14 protein-coding genes are annotated in these 15,712 nt (G+C 54.1%); 7 read left to right on the top strand and 7 right to left on the bottom strand.

Going from position 1 to position 15,712, the window contains the following annotated elements; all coding sequences use genetic code 11:
- Positions 1–2 precede the first annotated feature (2 nt).
- The 4 genes from fdhE to fdnG are packed head-to-tail and all read right to left on the bottom strand — an operon-like array spanning position 3 to position 5,508.
- Positions 3–929, bottom strand: coding sequence for a formate dehydrogenase accessory protein FdhE (gene fdhE, locus WH279_RS02020; protein WP_339454851.1), 927 nt, complete (start codon positions 927–929; stop codon positions 3–5).
- Positions 929–1,579: a formate dehydrogenase cytochrome b556 subunit gene (gene fdoI / locus WH279_RS02015; RefSeq protein ID WP_339454850.1), complete on the bottom strand. Its 651-nt coding sequence runs from the start codon at positions 1,577–1,579 to the stop codon at positions 929–931. Before fdoI ends, fdhE begins: the two co-directional genes overlap by 1 nt.
- Positions 1,576–2,457 carry a formate dehydrogenase subunit beta gene (fdxH, locus tag WH279_RS02010; RefSeq protein WP_339454849.1) on the bottom strand — a complete coding sequence of 294 codons (882 nt, stop codon included), beginning with the start codon at positions 2,455–2,457 and terminating at the stop codon, positions 1,576–1,578. Before fdxH ends, fdoI begins: the two co-directional genes overlap by 4 nt.
- 3 nt (positions 2,458–2,460) lie before the next feature.
- Complete coding sequence (gene fdnG / locus WH279_RS02005; RefSeq protein ID WP_339454902.1) at positions 2,461–5,508, bottom strand: formate dehydrogenase-N subunit alpha; 3,048 nt, start codon at positions 5,506–5,508, stop codon at positions 2,461–2,463.
- Between the two features lie 144 nt (positions 5,509–5,652).
- Here fdnG and fdhD point away from each other — a divergent pair, with 144 nt between their 5' ends.
- Positions 5,653–6,477 (top strand): formate dehydrogenase accessory sulfurtransferase FdhD, encoded by an 825-nt coding sequence (fdhD, locus tag WH279_RS02000; protein ID WP_339454848.1) that lies wholly within the window; start codon positions 5,653–5,655, stop codon positions 6,475–6,477.
- Here fdhD and WH279_RS01995 read toward each other — a convergent pair.
- On the bottom strand, positions 6,474–7,250 hold the full coding sequence (locus WH279_RS01995) for a DeoR/GlpR family DNA-binding transcription regulator (protein WP_339454847.1): 777 nt from the start codon (positions 7,248–7,250) through the stop codon (positions 6,474–6,476). The two genes, fdhD and WH279_RS01995, sit on opposite strands and share 4 nt — an antisense overlap.
- Before the next feature lie 181 nt (positions 7,251–7,431).
- Between WH279_RS01995 and WH279_RS01990 the strand changes: the two genes are divergently transcribed.
- The 5 genes from WH279_RS01990 to WH279_RS01970 all read left to right on the top strand — a co-directional run bounded on the left by WH279_RS01990 (position 7,432) and on the right by WH279_RS01970 (position 13,632).
- Positions 7,432–8,772, top strand: coding sequence for an aspartate aminotransferase family protein (locus tag WH279_RS01990; protein WP_133844748.1), 1,341 nt, complete (start codon positions 7,432–7,434; stop codon positions 8,770–8,772).
- Between the two features lie 354 nt (positions 8,773–9,126).
- On the top strand, positions 9,127–9,741 hold the full coding sequence (gene sodA, locus WH279_RS01985; RefSeq protein WP_339454846.1) for a superoxide dismutase [Mn]: 615 nt from the start codon (positions 9,127–9,129) through the stop codon (positions 9,739–9,741).
- A 292-nt stretch (positions 9,742–10,033) separates the two neighbouring features.
- Positions 10,034–11,539: a sugar ABC transporter ATP-binding protein gene (locus tag WH279_RS01980; protein ID WP_339454845.1), complete on the top strand. Its 1,506-nt coding sequence runs from the start codon at positions 10,034–10,036 to the stop codon at positions 11,537–11,539.
- Positions 11,536–12,540, top strand: a complete 1,005-nt coding sequence (locus tag WH279_RS01975) for an ABC transporter permease (RefSeq protein WP_339454844.1) — start codon at positions 11,536–11,538, stop codon at positions 12,538–12,540. The genes WH279_RS01980 and WH279_RS01975 overlap by 4 nt, the downstream gene beginning before the upstream one ends.
- 24 nt (positions 12,541–12,564) lie before the next feature.
- A complete protein-coding gene (locus WH279_RS01970; protein WP_167863223.1) occupies positions 12,565–13,632 on the top strand; it encodes a sugar ABC transporter substrate-binding protein in 1,068 nt (355 codons plus the stop codon).
- A gap of 68 nt (positions 13,633–13,700) precedes the next feature.
- On the opposite strand, the gene WH279_RS01965 is transcribed toward WH279_RS01970, so the two are convergent.
- Both WH279_RS01965 and WH279_RS01960 read right to left on the bottom strand, forming a co-directional pair.
- Positions 13,701–14,009, bottom strand: coding sequence for a hypothetical protein (locus tag WH279_RS01965; RefSeq protein ID WP_339454843.1), 309 nt, complete (start codon positions 14,007–14,009; stop codon positions 13,701–13,703).
- A 398-nt stretch (positions 14,010–14,407) separates the two neighbouring features.
- Positions 14,408–14,983, bottom strand: coding sequence for a winged helix-turn-helix domain-containing protein (locus WH279_RS01960; RefSeq protein WP_339454842.1), 576 nt, complete (start codon positions 14,981–14,983; stop codon positions 14,408–14,410).
- A gap of 375 nt (positions 14,984–15,358) precedes the next feature.
- Between WH279_RS01960 and WH279_RS01955 the strand changes: the two genes are divergently transcribed.
- Complete coding sequence (locus WH279_RS01955; protein WP_200642225.1) at positions 15,359–15,628, top strand: FaeA/PapI family transcriptional regulator; 270 nt, start codon at positions 15,359–15,361, stop codon at positions 15,626–15,628.
- Positions 15,629–15,712: the final 84 nt, after the last annotated feature.

The following is a 15,712-nucleotide window of genomic DNA, read 5'->3' as shown; positions in this document are numbered from 1 at the left end:
GCCTACTCTCCGGGGAATAAAAAGGGATTCAGACTGCTGCGGGCAAAGCCCTCCTGCTCCATACGTGCATCGAGGATCAGCGACGCCAGATCGTCTGCGACCGGCTCAACCGCCGGGTCTTTATCCTGATACAGCATCTTCAGGTAGGTGCCGCAGTCGCCGCAGCTTTCGGCTTTAATCGCTGACGTTTCACTGTCCAGCGACCAGTAATGCAGGTCGCCCGTTTGTTCACAGTTACTGCATTTGGCGCGCATGACATACCACTCGCTTTCACACAGATTGCAGTGCAGGTAACGCAGGCCGTCCTGGGGGCTGCCCATATGAATCACGCTGGAAACCGGCACGCTGGCGCAGACCGGGCAAAACTGACGTTGTTCACCCGCTTCTGCCCGTGCTTTTCCTGGGATCAGTGCCGCCATCTGTGCCCAGTACAATGACAGCGCAGCCCAGATAAACGGGGATTTATCGCTGCTGACCTGGGCGAACTCGTTGGCGAACAGCGCACTGGCCATGGCTTCCAGTTCGGAGACGGAGGCCTTTTCCAGGTTTTCCAGCACGGAGAGTGCCTGGCCGGTCATCTCCGGCTTCAGCTCGGCGATCAACGAATGCAACAGCCGTTGCCAGTGCGCGTCGCGCGGCAGGGTGCTGATATCCAGCGGCGCTTTGCCCAGACGTGCGCTCTCTTCCAGGCGCCCACGCAGATCCATCTGGAGCGGATGGTCATACAGGACGATCTCCTGCGCGGTGGCGATCACCGCCGCAAAGCGCAGGTAGTCACCTAGCGGATTTTTCTCCGCCAGCTGGCGCAAACGCGCAGCCCGGCGGCTGTAGAGTTGCTTTAGCCGGGGGAAAAGGAGCGGCGGAATGGTCTCCGCCGTCATCAGATCGCTTTTCTCCAGCGAGTCCTGCGGGATAATGCGAATGGTCATCAGGGGCCTTTTTCCTGTTGTTTTTGCCGGTGTTGCTGCTCTTGCTCGCTACGATACCAGCGCGGATGGTGTTTTTTGGCCCAGCTGGCGGTGACCCAGCCTTCGACCATCGCGGTTATCGTGCCTTTTACCCACAGGGCGGCATAGACATGCACCATAATCACCGCAATCAGCACCACTGCCGCAACAGAATGCACCACCAGTGCGGCACGGATCAGCGGAATACTGAAAGCAGGGGCAAAGTAAGGCCGCCAGATAACAATGCCGCTGGCAAGCAGCAGTATTAAGCTGACGATAGCAGCCCAGAATACGCACTTCTGTCCGAAATTATAGCGCCCGGTATCGCCCACTTCCTTGTTTTGCACAATTTTATGGATGTTTTTCATCCAAATCATGTCCTGCCTGTCGAACAGGTTGTGCCGCCAGTAACGGAAAAACATCCGCAGGAAGGTGATAAACATCACGGTGCCCACAAAGGGATGCAGGATGCGCGCCAGTTGCGGCGTGCCGAAGATGTTCATCAGCCAGTTAAAGGAGGGAAAGAAAAAACCCAATCCGCTCACTGCCGCGAGAAGAAAACAGAATGCCATCAACCAGTGATTAAGCCGTTCTGGTGCGCTGTAGCGCTGAATACGCTGACGTGGTTTCATGGATTTTCCTCCTCATCCTCTTCTTCGGCCCGGTTTGGTCCCACCCCGACATAGTGAAACACGGCTGCCGCAAACGTGGCGGCAAAGCCCAGTGCGGCCAGTGGTTTCCACACCCCTTTCCAGAAGGTGACCGCCGGGCTGATAGCCGGAGCCTGCGGTAACCCGTGATAGATCGTGGGCCGATCCGCATGATGCAGCACATACATCACGTGGGTGCCGCCGACGCCCGCCGGATCGTACAGACCGGCGTTAGCAAAACCGCGCGTGTTGAGTTCGCTAACGCGTTCTGCCGCCCGCGTTTTCATCGCCTCTTTACTGCCGAAGTGAATGGCGCCGGTGGGACAGGTTTTCACGCAGGCCGGTTCCTGGCCCACGTTGACCCGGTCGACGCACAGCGTGCATTTATACGCCCGATTATCCTGCGGATTGATGCGCGGCACGTTGAACGGGCAGCCAGCAATGCAGTAACCGCAACCGATGCACTGCTCAGACTGGAAGTCGACAATGCCGTTGGCATACTGAATGATCGCCCCTTCTGACGGACAGGCTTTCAGGCAGCCAGGATCGGCACAGTGCATGCAGCCGTCTTTGCGGATCAGCCACGCCAGCCTGCCGTTCTCCTCCACTTCGGAAAAACGCATCACCGTCCAGGATTGGGCGCTCAGATCGGCGGGGTTGTCATACACCCCGACGTTACTGCCGACCTCGTCGCGCAGGTCGTTCCACTCGGAACAGGCCACCTGGCAGGCTTTGCAGCCAATGCAGGTGGTGACATCGATCAGCTTAGCCACCTCCTGCTGATGGTCGCGCGCCTGCGGCGGCGGCGTCAGGCCGCTGGTGGCCGAACGGCGAATGATGTCCTGTGATTGATAAGCCATCGTTTAATCCTTCTCCACGTTAACCAGGAACGCCTTAAACTCCGGCGTTTGTGTGTTGGCATCGCCAACAAACGGCGTCAGGGTATTGGCGAGGAAGCCCTGCTTCGCCACACCCAAAAAGCCCCAGTGAATCGGAATACCGATGGTATCGACCTGTTTGCCATCAACGAGCAGAGTGCGCAGGCGTTTGGTGACCACCGCTTTGGCTTTGATGTAGCCGCGCTGCGAACTGACTTTGACCCGATCTCCGTGCTGTATGCCCAGCTTGCCTGCCAGCGTTTCGCCGATTTCGATAAACTGCTCCGGCTGCGCGATGGCGTTGAGCCGCGCGTGTTTCGTCCAGAAATGGAAATGCTCGGTAAGGCGGTAGGTGGTGCCGACATACGGGAACTGCGTTGCCTGGCCCATATTGTCCAGGTCGCCACGGAACACGCGGGCAGCCGGGTTGGACACCACAGACGGGTGCAGTGGGTTAGTGCCAATCGGTGTCTCAAAGGGTTCGTAGTGTTCCGGGAAGGGGCCTTCCGCCATTTTATCCAGCGCAAACAGTCGTCCCATTCCCTCCGGCTGCATAATAAACGGACCCGCCTCACTGCCCGGCGGCGCGGTACTGTAGTCGGGAATATCCTGCCCGGCCCATTTTGCGCCATCCCAGTGCAACAGCTGGCGTTTCGAATCCCAGGGTTTGCCCTGCGGGTCGGCAGACGCACGGTTATACAGGATGCGGCGATTAAGCGGCCATGCCCAGCTCCAGTTCGGCGTGTTGCCCAGCCCGGTGGGATCGCTATTATCGCGTCTCGCCATCTGGTTACCTTCCGGCGTCCAACTTCCGGCGAAGATCCAACAGCCGCTGGCGGTACTGCCGTCGCTACGTAGCTGGGCAAAGCTGCTGAGCTGCTGACCTTTTTTCACCAGCACATTGCCGCTGGCGTCCGAAAGATCGGTCAGCGCGCGGCCATTGCTCTCCCGCGCCACCTCTTCGGAGGCAGGGGCTTCAGGCGTCTGGTAATCCCAGCTCATGTTTAAGACGGCTTCAGGTAACGCACCGCCTTCCTGCGCATACAGCTGACGCAGGCGCAGGTAGATGCCGGCTAAGATCTCCCCGTCATTACGTGCTTCACCCGGCCCGTCAGCGCCTTTCCAGTGCCATTGCAGCCAGCGTGCGGAGTTCACAATCGACCCGTCTTCTTCGGCGAAGCAAGTGGAAGGCAGACGGAACACTTCGGTGCCGATCAGCGACGGGTCGGTGCGGTTAAACTCGCCGTGATTTTCCCAGAAACTGGCGGTCTCGGTAGTGAGCGGATCGATGGTCACCAGGAACTTCAGTTTTGACAGTGATTCAGCCACTTTCTGCTTGTGCGGGAAGGATGCCAGCGGGTTAAAGCCCTGACAGATGTAGCCGTTAACCTCGCCGCGATGCATCATCTCGAAATACTGCAACACGTCGTAGCCCTTATCCCACTTCGGCAGCCAGTCAAACCCCCACTGATTTTCTTGCTGGGCCTTATCGCCGTAGAACGCTTTCATCATGCTGATAAAGAACTTCGGATAGTTGCTCCAGTAGTTGACCTGGCCGGGCAGCAGCGCTTTTGGCGTGTTGGCGGCAAGGTAATGATCCAGATCGGGCTGTTTGTCTGAAGGCAGCGTCATATAGCCGGGCAGGCTCTGGGAAAGCAGGCCGAGATCGGTCAGTCCCTGAATATTGGAGTGGCCGCGTAGGGCGTTAATGCCGCCGCCTGCCATGCCCATGTTGCCCAGCAGCAGCTGGATCATCGCCATGGTGCGGATGTTTTGTGCACCGACGGAGTGCTGCGTCCAGCCCAGTGCATACAGGAACGTGGCGGTGCGGTCCGCCGCGCTGGTGGCGGTCAGCAGTTCGCAAACGTACAGGAAGTCGGCCTGCGGTGTGCCACAGATGCGCTCAACCAGTGCAGGCGTATAGCGGCTCACATGGTTTTTGAGCAGATTCCACACACAGCGCGGGTGCATCAGCGTGGTATCACGCTGCGCAAAGCCCTGCTCATCCAGCGCATAGTGCCAGCTGGTTTTGTCATAGCTGCGGGTTTCCGGGTCATAGCCGCTGAACAGTCCATCATCGAAGCTGAAATCATCGCGCACGATGAGGCTGGCATTGGTATACGCCGCAACGTATTCATGCTGGATAGTGTCGTGTTGAATCAGATAGCGCAGCACGCCCGACAGGAACGTGATGTCAGTGCCGGATCGAATAGGCGTATAGAAGTCAGCCACCGATGCCGTTCGCGTAAAGCGCGGATCGATAACGATCAGTTTTGCGTTGTTATGGATTTTGGCTTCCATCGCCCAGCGGAATCCTACCGGATGCGCTTCAGCGGCGTTGCCACCCATCACAACAATCAGATTGGCATTGCGGATATCGACCCAGTGATTGGTCATCGCACCGCGACCGAACGTTGGAGCAAGACTTGCTACCGTAGGTCCGTGTCAGACGCGCGCCTGGTTGTCGACGGCAAGCATGCCGAGCGAACGGGTCATTTTCTGGGTTAAATAACCGGTTTCATTGCTGGCCGCCGAGGCGCACAGCATCCCGGTACTCAGCCAGCGGTTGACGGTGACGCCGTCTTTATTGCGGGCGATGAAATTGGCATCGCGGTCATCTTTCATCAGGCGGGCGATACGGGTAAAGGCATCATCCCAGCTAATACGCTGCCATTTATCGGAGCCGGCAGCGCGATATTCCGGGTATTGCAGGCGGTTCTCGCTCTGAATAAAGTCGAGTAATCCGGCACCTTTCGGGCACAACGCACCACGACTGACCGGATGATCCGGGTCACCTTCGATATGGAAAATACGCTCTTTCACGTTTTTCGCACCGTCACCCATGCTGTACATCAGCAGGCCACAGCCCACCGAGCAGTAGGTACAGGTATTACGGGTTTCACGGGAACGCAACAATTTGTACTGGCGGCTTTCTGCCAGCGCGGCCGTGGGTACAAAGCCCAGAGCGGCAGCGGTCGTACCTGCCATCCCACCGGCGCAAATTTTAAAAAATCGTCTTCTGCTGACTTTCATCATGTCATCCCTGGTTCCGTATGAGCCAATATTTTTGCGCAGCGTAGGTGAGAGGTTCACAATGCGCACAGGCGCTTTTCTAACGCGCATGAAGCAAAATAATACCACAAAAAAAGTGTGGTTGAATGGGGCGAATGGCACTCAGTGAATGAAGAACAGCACAAAAAAGAGATAAACCCGGCAGAAATTTCCGGCGCACGCCAGATAACGGTCTGGCAGCGTGATGCGTTGCAGCAGGCGCAGCCGGACTGGCTGGCAGACGAGGTGCCCGTTGCGCTGGTGTACAACGGCATCTCCCATGTGGTGATGATGGCGACGCCGAAAGATCTGGCGGCGTTTGCGGTCGGCTTTTCCCTGTCGGAGGGCATTATTGGCTCCCCGGCCGATATTTTTGGTATTGACGTCGTGCCGGTTTGTCAGGGGATTGAAGTGCAGGTTGAACTGTCCAGCCGCCGCTTTGCTGCCTTAAAAGAGCAGCGACGGGCGATGGCCGGGCGCACCGGCTGTGGCGTCTGCGGTGTAGAGCAATTGGCCGAGATCGGCAAGCCACTACAGCCGCTGCCATTTACGCAACATTTTGATTTTCAATACCTTGATCATGCACTGCGTCAGCTAAAGGATTTTCAACCGGTCGGCCAGTTGACCGGCTGCACCCACGCTGCGGCCTGGGTGACACCCACGGGAGAACTGAGCCTCGGCTGTGAAGATGTCGGCCGTCATGTGGCACTCGATAAACTGCTGGGGATGCGCAGTAAAGTGCTCCCGGCTGCGGGCGCGGTACTGGTATCCAGCCGCGCCAGCTATGAAATGGTGCAGAAATCTGCGATGTGCGGTGTTGAAATCCTGTTTGCCGTCTCAGCCGCGACACAACTGGCGGTGGAGGTGGCGCAGCGTTGCAATCTGACGCTGGTGGGCTTCAGTAAACCGGGGCGGGCAACGGTATATACGCATCCGCAGCGGCTGATTTAAGCCAGAACCACCCGCGGCAGCACCTGCTGTAAGGCGGCGAAAGCAGGCAGGATGGCCGCACTGCTGTCGGTGACGAGCGCGCTGACCTGCTCAATACTGGCATAATTCATGCGGCTGTTCAGACCGAGTTTGGTATGATCGGCCAGCAAAATCAGCCGCCCGGCTTGCCGGGTCATGGCGCGTGCGATGGCCGCTTCATGTGGCTGAAAACTACTGGCGCCGTGTTTGGCGTCCAGCCCGACCGGGGAGAGCACCGCGACGTCAGCGCGAAAGCGATAGATCTCACCCACGGTCAGTTCCCCGCGCGTCTCCTGCGCCCCGGCCAGCATATTGCCACCCAGCAGGATCACCTGATTATTCAGCGTTTCATGCTCTTCTGCGGCACAGAGTTTGAGAGCTGCGTTCAGGCTGTTGGTGATAATGGTCAGGCCGGACATCGAGCGCAATTCTTCGGCCAGCATGGTCGTGGTGCTTCCGGCATCGAGAAACACGGTCTGACCGGGCTCTAACAGCTGCGCGGCCGCGCGTGCGATGGCGCGTTTCTCTTTCGCCATCACGGAACTGCGCACCGTTAGCGGTGGTTCCGGTATGGCATTCAGCGCCACCACACCGCCGTGAACCCGTTTCGCCAGCCCCTGCGCTTCCAGTTCAATAATGTCCCGGCGGGCAGTTTCACGCGAAACCCCCAGCTCTTTAATGATCCGTTCGGTACTCACCTGGTTGAGGGTGCTCAGTAGCGCCCGGATGCGATGTAAGCGTGTTTCCTGCAGCATAAGTCTGATTTCCTGACGATAACTCACCGACATAGCCTAACCGACAATGCTGCGCTCTGCATGTGTATTTTATTGCATTTGTGTATTTTGTTGCATTTGACGTGGAAGTTGCCATGATGAAGGTCAGACATTGCTGACTGCCTGTCACCAGGCAAACCTCAATTTTGCAACGGGAGTGATTATGGCCACACGTTCAACCATCATGGATACCAACAGTTTCCGCGCCGAGCATGCCGACGGCCTGGATGCGGATGTGCGTAAACTGACCGACAAGCGCAGCAAGGTGCTGGGTGAGTCTTACCGCCTGTTTTACCGTAAGCCGGTGCATCTGGTCCGCGGGAAAGGCCAGTATCTGTGGGATGCCGCCGGGGATAAGTACCTGGATGTGTACAACAACGTCGCCAGCATCGGCCATTGTCACCCGGCGGTGATTGATGCGGTGTATCAGCAGATGAACCAGCTGAACACCCACACCCGTTATCTGCATGAAGCCATCCTGGACTACTCCGAACAACTACTGGCGACGGCGCCTGTGGAAATCGACCGTGCCATGTATATGTGCACTGGTTCGGAGGCCAATGACCTGGCGATCCGCGTGGCGCGTGCTTACAGCGGCGGCACCGGGATTATCGTTACTCAGGAGTCTTATCATGGCACCAGCGACCTCACTTCCGGTGTTTCTCCGGCGCTCGGCAGCGGTCAGCCGCTGGCCGCAACGACCCGTCTGGTGCTGCCGCCGGACCGCTACCGTGTAGATGCCCCGGATCTCGGTGCCTGGTTTGCCGGCGAAATTCAGAAACAGATCGATGATATGGCGGCGCACGGCATTAAATTTGCCGGCTTCCTCGCGGATTCCATCTTCTCTTCCGACGGCGTGCTACCGGGTCCAAAAGGCTTCCTGAAGCAGGCGATAGACGTGGTGCACAAAAACGGCGGCATCTTTATTGCTGATGAAGTGCAGCCCGGTTTTGCCCGTACCGGTGAGGCATTCTGGGGTTTTGCCCGTCACGATGTGGTGCCCGATGTGATCACCACCGGCAAGCCGATGGGTAATGGGATCCCGGTGTCCGGCCTGCTGGCGAAAAGCGATGTGCTGGCCGCATTCAGCGATGAGATACCTTACTTCAATACCTTTGGTGGCAACCCGGTGGCGATGGCAGCGGCGCAGGCAGTGCTGAAAGTGATCAAAGAAGAAGGATTGCAGGAGCACAGTCGCGTGGTGGGGGCGAAACTGCTGGCGGAGCTCTCCACGTTGAAGGATAAGTACGAATGCGTGGGAGATGTGCGTGGTGCGGGTCTGTTTATCGGCTTTGAGCTGGTGAAAGACAAGGCCAGCAAAACGCCGGACAAACAGCTGGCGCTGGATGTCACTGAGATGCTGCGTGAAAACCACGTACTGACTTCAGTGGCAGGACCGTATGGGAACGTTCTGAAATTACGCCCGCCGTTGGCGTTCCAGGAAAGCGATATTGACTGGTTGGTCGGTGCGCTGGATAAATCACTGGCGGCACTGGGGCGTTAACCCCGGGTCGGGCATGCCCGACCCCTACGGGGATTGTCGGGTGAACGGGTCGGTATGCCCGACCCCTACGGGGATTGCCGGGTGAACGGGTCGGCATGCCCGACCCCGATATGTTGCTCGTAGGGGCGAGGCATGCCTCGCCCAGGCTGACGAAACAATCGCTTAGATCATTTGGTTGTAACAAGACAGGTAAAAGGTATAACCACGCTGTCCCGCCGGCTGTCATCTATACCCTTATCAACATCGGGGCATTGATATCCCTTTTCCCGATCATTTATTTAACTATAATGATCCGACTGCTTACGCGGTGCTGAACAGCGAGCGCCGCCCATAATCTGAATGGAGACGATGAACATGAGTTATTCACTGCCATCACTGCCTTATGCGTATGACGCACTGGAACCGCATTTTGACAAGCAGACCATGGAAATTCACCACACTAAGCATCACCAGGCTTATGTGAACAACGCGAATGCTGCGCTGGAAGGGACTGAGTTTGCCAATCTGCCCGTTGAAGAGCTGATTGCTAAACTGGATCAACTGCCTGCGGACAAAAAAGGCCCACTGCGTAACAACGCTGGCGGCCACGCTAACCACAGCTTCTTCTGGAAAGGTCTGAAAACCGGTACCTCTCTGGGCGGCGACCTGAAAGCAGCTATCGAGAAAGATTTCGGCAGCGTTGACGCGTTCAAAGCAGAATTCGAAAAAGCGGCAACGACCCGTTTCGGTTCTGGCTGGGCGTGGCTGGTCAAAAAAGGCGACAAACTGGCCGTCGTTTCTACGGCTAACCAGGACAGTCCTCTGATGGGCGAAGCCATTTCTGGCACATCCGGTACACCGATCATCGGTCTGGATGTGTGGGAACACGCCTACTACCTGAAATATCAGAACAAACGTCCTGACTACATCAAGGCGTTCTGGGACGTGGTTAACTGGGATGTAGCAGCAGCGAACTTCAAAGCGGCTTAATCTCCTGAGTTATCGATGACCCTAACCGGCGACCTGTTCGCCGGTTTTTTTATATCTGTCCTCTGGCCGTGTCCGCTTTGATGCAGCATAACAACGATGCATCTGGTAATTATCTCCCGTTTTTCCACTGGTTATCGGCGGCATGCCAGCGCTTCTCCCTGTAGTGTCTGGACATCTGGATGGCTAATAACATTTTGTGTTAGCTTATGCCCTTTCAATCGTTGCCTGCCGTGACAATCCATTAAAAAATGCGGCGCACCCCTTAATTTATTGAGCTTGAGAAAACACGCCCATGACCGCGATAAATCGCCTTGAAATGCGCAAGATCTCCATCGCTTTTGGCGGTTTTTCGGCGCTTAAATCCGTCGACATCACTCTGGAAGGGCACTCCATTCATGCGCTGACCGGCGCCAACGGTGCCGGAAAATCCACGCTGATGGCGGTGCTCTCGGGCGCATACGATCACTATAGTGGCGAGATCTTGCTGGATGGTCAGCCCGTCTCTATTCGTTCCCCGCGTGATGCAAAACAGCTGGGCATCCACCTGGTACAACAGGAAGTGGATGTGGCGTTGGTTGCCGGCCTGAGCGTGGCGGAAAACATCATGCTCGACCGCCTGGCTGAAGGTGGTCAGCTTTATCGCTGGGGCGAGATGCGCCGTCAGGCGCGGGCACTGCTGGCGCAGTTAGATGTGCAGATTGACGTGAAGCGCCAGGTTGAACAGTGCACGCTGGCGGAAAAACAGCAGATCCTGCTGGCACGTGCGCTGTCGCATCACTGCCGTTTTCTGGTGCTGGATGAGCCGACTGCCCCTCTCGACCAAAATGAGAGTGAAAAGTTGTTCGCCGTGGTGCGTCAGCTGCAAAGCCAGGGCATTGGCGTGGTATTTATCTCCCACCGTATTCACGAACTGAATGCCATCTGCGACCGTCTGACGGTACTGCGTGACGGCGAACTGATTGAAAGCGGCCCGATGCAGGGATTAAGCGGTGAGCAAATTGTCGAGAAGATGCTGGGTCATCAGCTTAATGATATTTATCCCCCATCGCGTCCGCCGTTCAGTGAGGAAACCCTGCTGCACATTGCCGGGCTACATGATGAACACCTGTTAAAAGATATCAGCCTGACGCTGAAAAAAGGCGAGATCCTCGGTATTGCCGGGCTGGCTGGCGCAGGAAAAACGGAGCTATGTAAGGCGCTGTTTGGTGCCAGTAAAAGCCGGGTTCAGCATGGCGAACTGCACGGCAAACCGTGGAAACCCACATCCCCACATGCGGCGGTAGATAACCGCATGGCGCTGATCCCGGAAGAACGCCGCAAGGAAGGCATCTTTATTGAAGAATCGGTGGTGATGAACCTCAGTGTGACGGCGGATAACAGCTTTTCCCGCTGGAGCCTGTTTGGTCACCGCCAGGCGTGGCGCTGGGCAGAAGACGTCATTGGCAAACTGGGCATCCGCACCACCGGACCCAGGCAGACGCTGCGTCGCTTGTCCGGGGGGAATCAGCAAAAGGTGGCTATTGGCAAATGGCTGCGCAATAACGCTGATGTACTGATTTTCGATGAACCGACCAAAGGCGTGGATATTAAGGCCAAAACCGACCTGTTTGAGCTGATCGACGGGCTGGCCCGCCAGGGAAAAGGGGTGATTTACGCCTCTGGCGAATTTTCTGAACTGGTTGGCCTGTGCGACCGCATCTGCGTACTGTGGGACGGGCGCATTGTGGCGGAAATGGCGGCAAGTGACGTCGACGAAGAAACACTTTTACTTTATTCCACCGGAGGAACGCCTGCGTGAGCAGCAAAGAAATTTCCCTGAAGGCGGCACCGTCCGTCCGGCACCAGCTATTTGATTTTCTCTATAAGTGGGGAATGCTGCTGACAGTAGTGGCGCTGATCGCGGGCTTTGGCCTCGCCTCAGACAGCTTCCTGGAACCGACCAATATCATCAATATCCTGCGTTCAATTGCTATTGTTACGGTGATTGCCATTGGCGTATCGATTTCGCTGACTATCGGTGGTTTTGATCTGTCCGTGGGGTCGACAGCTTCATTGGCGAACTCGCTGGTGATCTCCCTGTTCGTCTGGGACGGATTCGGCCCGACGCAGGCGATTGCCCTGACGCTGCTGCTCTGTACCCTGGTCGGTCTGTTTAATGCTTTTATGATCGTCGTGCTGAAAATCCCTGACATGCTGGCCACGCTCGCCAGCCTGTTTGTGGTGCAGGGGGTGGCGATGACCTACAGTTTCGGTGGTTCGATTACCGAGAACATGGTGCTGCCAAGTGGCGATATGGCCGAAGGCACGATCCCGGCAGTGTTTTCATTACTGGGCCAGGTGCCGATTATTGTGATTGTGATGCTGGCGGTGACGGTGGTGGCACAGCTGCTGCTGTCGTTGACTAAACATGGTCGCCGTATGTACGCGATTGGCGGTAACCCGGAAGCCGCCAGGTTATCGGGTATCCGTACCACGCGCTATCGCGTGCTGGCCTATGTTATTTCGTCATTGCTGGCGGGGCTTGGCGGTATTTTACTGGCTTCGCGTATTGGTTCCTCGCAGGTGAACGCCGGTGGCGGGTATCTGATGGATGCGGTGGCAGCGGCCTGGATTGGTCTGTCGCTGGCGGGTGCTGGAAAACCCAACGCGCTGGGTACGCTGCTCGGCGCAGTGATCCTCGGTGTATTACAAAATGGTCTGGTGATGCTGTCCGTGCCTTATTACGCGATGGACATCATTAAAGGCCTGGTGCTGGCGGTTGCGCTGGCCATTACCTACGTACAGCGCCGTCAGGCGTAATCTTTTCAGACAGGGTAAATAATAATGAAAAAAATCACGACATCGCTGCTGGCTCTGAGCCTGCTGACTGCATTGCCTGCCATCGCTGCAGATACCCCCGTTCCGGCTGCCATCGCCAACCACGAAGGGCCTGTGCGTATTGCGGTGATCCGCAACCTCGGATCTGACGATAACACCACCCAGTTTGTTGCCGGTGCCATTCAGGAAGGTCGTAAGCTGGGCTTTAAAGTCAGCACCTTCCTCAGCAACGGCGACGACGCGCGTTTCCAGGATTTCGTTAATCAGGCTATCAGCCAGAAATATGACGGTATTATCCTGTCTCACGGCAAAGATCCTTACTCTACTGCGCTGGTAAAACGCATCACCGATGCTGGAATCAAAGTCTCTGTGTTTGATACCCCAGTTAACCAGCCGATCGATGGTGTAACCGTGACGGCACAGGACGATGCCTCTCTGGCACAGCTCTCCCTCGATCAGCTGGTGAAAGATACCAACGGCAAAGCCAACATCGTCAAGCTGTGGGTAGCAGGCTTCCCGGCAATGGAACGTCGTCAGGTCGTTTATGAGAAAGTGCTGAAAGCAAACCCGGGTATTCATCAGCTGGAGTCCATTGGTGCGGTGTCTTCCGATGTGCAGGGTGATACGGCCAACAAGATTGGTGCCATCCTGGCGAAGTACCCTAAGGGTAAGATTGACGCGATTTGGGGCTCGTGGGATGCCTTTGCTCAGGGGGCGTATAAAGCCTTGCAGGAAAATGGCCGTACCGAGATAAAGCTGTACAGCATCGATGTGTCGAACCAGGATCTACAGCTGATGCATGAGAAGAACAGCCCATGGAAACAGACCGTGGCTGTCGACAGTAAGCTGATTGGTGCAACGAACATGCGCCTGGTGGCAAACAAGATTGGCGGTGAAACCACGCCGGCAACATATCAGTTCACGGCATCAGCGATCTCTCAGCAACAGCTGGCTACCCAGACCGGAGCGGTCAATGTGGCCAACCTGAATAAAATCATCCCTGGTTGGGGCACATCAACCGATTTCGTGGCGCCGTGGTTCGCGACCCTGGAAGCAAAATACGCGAAGAAGTAATTCTCTTCGTTGTTGAATAAAATTAACGGCTTATCTGCGCGAGTGGATAAGCCTTTTTTTATGCCTTTTTATTGTGCAATGCAGATATACAGCGGGGTGCGGGTATCTGAGACCAGCAGTGCGTTATCACTGAACTGGGACAGCTTCAGAATGGACAAGTGGCTTTGCAGGATGGCATGAAAGAAAACATCCTCTGGCGCGGTATCAATATCTCTGACATGACTGCTCGCATAGTTCAGCTCCAGAATGTGGTTTTCCGGATGATAGCGATAGTCCATCATCAGCGTTCTGCTGAGGGTAAAGTGCCCTTGTTCAGTGAGTAACTGCCCTGAGAACTCTAATGCCAGTCGCTTGTCACCCAACGTGGTCAGGCTCATACTCCCTTTCATCACGACCGTGGAATTGGGCCTGACAAGATCAAAACTCACGTTCCCTTTGCATAAAAGACTCAGTTGGGGTTTATCTAAATCAGCCTTTTCCCAGGATAAGCTGATGAAGTAAATGACCATTAAAACAATGATAGCTCCGCTGGTTAAAATGATATTTCTCATGGTTTTTTTATAGTGGCTGAAAGGTAACTCTCACAATGTGTGAGCCTGTTTTTTCTGTCCAGATGACACTGAGTAAGAAAAATAGTGCTCTGCTCGTAATTTTTCTTTGGAAAGAAATTACTAAACCTAAAGTAGATCGTGCTTTTACCTTTTCTACAGTCGATCTTGTTTTTTTTTATTAAAAACTCTAATGCATTTAATTTTTATACTCTATTTTTTTTTTTTTACTCTGCTAAATCCAGTAACTGACATGTTCCTATCTCGATAAAATCCGCTTTATTTGAATTGAACGAGTAACGAATTAAGATAAGAGAAATAACAATAAGACTGATAATGATCGCTGAAACTAAACGCATTTTCTTGATTGTCGGTTTCAACGTGCACTTGTTCGATACAGACACAATAGAGGATACAATCTCATTCATCTTTTCGGCTTTTGTAATAGAGTCATTGTCAGAATGATGATTAAACCTGGTGAATGTCGTCTCTGCATCCAGGCGAAACCCTTTCTTAGGCACGGTAATAATGATGTTTTCAGTCATTCCAAGCTGTGAAAATGTTTTTCTCAGCAGGCTGATGTGGTTGCTTAAATTACTCCCTGAGGGTCTCAGGCCATGTTCTTCCCATACTAATCGGAGTAACTCTTCACGTGTCATTGTGTTACCACAACGCGTAATGAGTTCAGTCAAAAGTCTTGAACCTGGCCTGGAAAGTTGAATGATTGAATTATCATTATCGATAAGTTTAATTAATCCATTTATCGAGTCAAAATGGATGATCTGATTAATAAAATAGTCCATTTTTTACTTTTAAATTATATTCCATTATTTACTCTTCGATTATCTTAATCCTAAGCAGGTATGTCAATGTTTACCCCGTAACCATATGTTGGTGTTCTGCCAGGTAGCTGCGTTTACTTTTTATTATTAATTCAATATTAAGATTAATTGTTACAGTTTATTGATTTAATGGTTTTACCAGAAAAGGGGGTAAACGGTGTTTTGTTCTTTAAATTTTGGTTTTTGCGGGTTTTAATCTTGGTTAGATTTAATAATTGATATTAAGTTTTGTTTAATGTGGCTGCGTACTATCATGGCTTCGTTGTGAATTTACAGGGTTTAGTTTTATAACATATTTACTCGGCAGGAGCCGGATATATCATAAGGAGCATAACCATGAGTGAATCAATGGCTAAGACCATACAAAGAAGAGCATCAGTTGATAGGGTAATAACTGCACTGCATGATTTCTTTGAAGAGAAAGATTCCACCAATTCGTCCGTTGTCTTTGCCAGCACAAGAGATGTTGCTGATCGGTCTGAATTGAGTATTTATAATGCCAGACACATTTTAATAAAACTCGAGAGAGAAGGTGTAATCACCTCGATCAGGAAAGAAAATAGCAAGAGTTTGTACTGGAATAAAACTGACTCTTTTAAAGTGTAATTTTTTATGGCGCATCCACTCTATTAGAGGATGCGCTTTTTTTTAACATCCCATCATCGTACAAAATTCCAATCCCTACACGAT

It is taken from the genome of Erwinia sp. MYb375, from assembly GCF_037479175.1.
Classification (GTDB): Bacteria; Pseudomonadota; Gammaproteobacteria; order Enterobacterales; family Enterobacteriaceae; genus Erwinia; species Erwinia rhapontici.
This window is presented reverse-complemented; position numbering and strand designations above follow the sequence as displayed.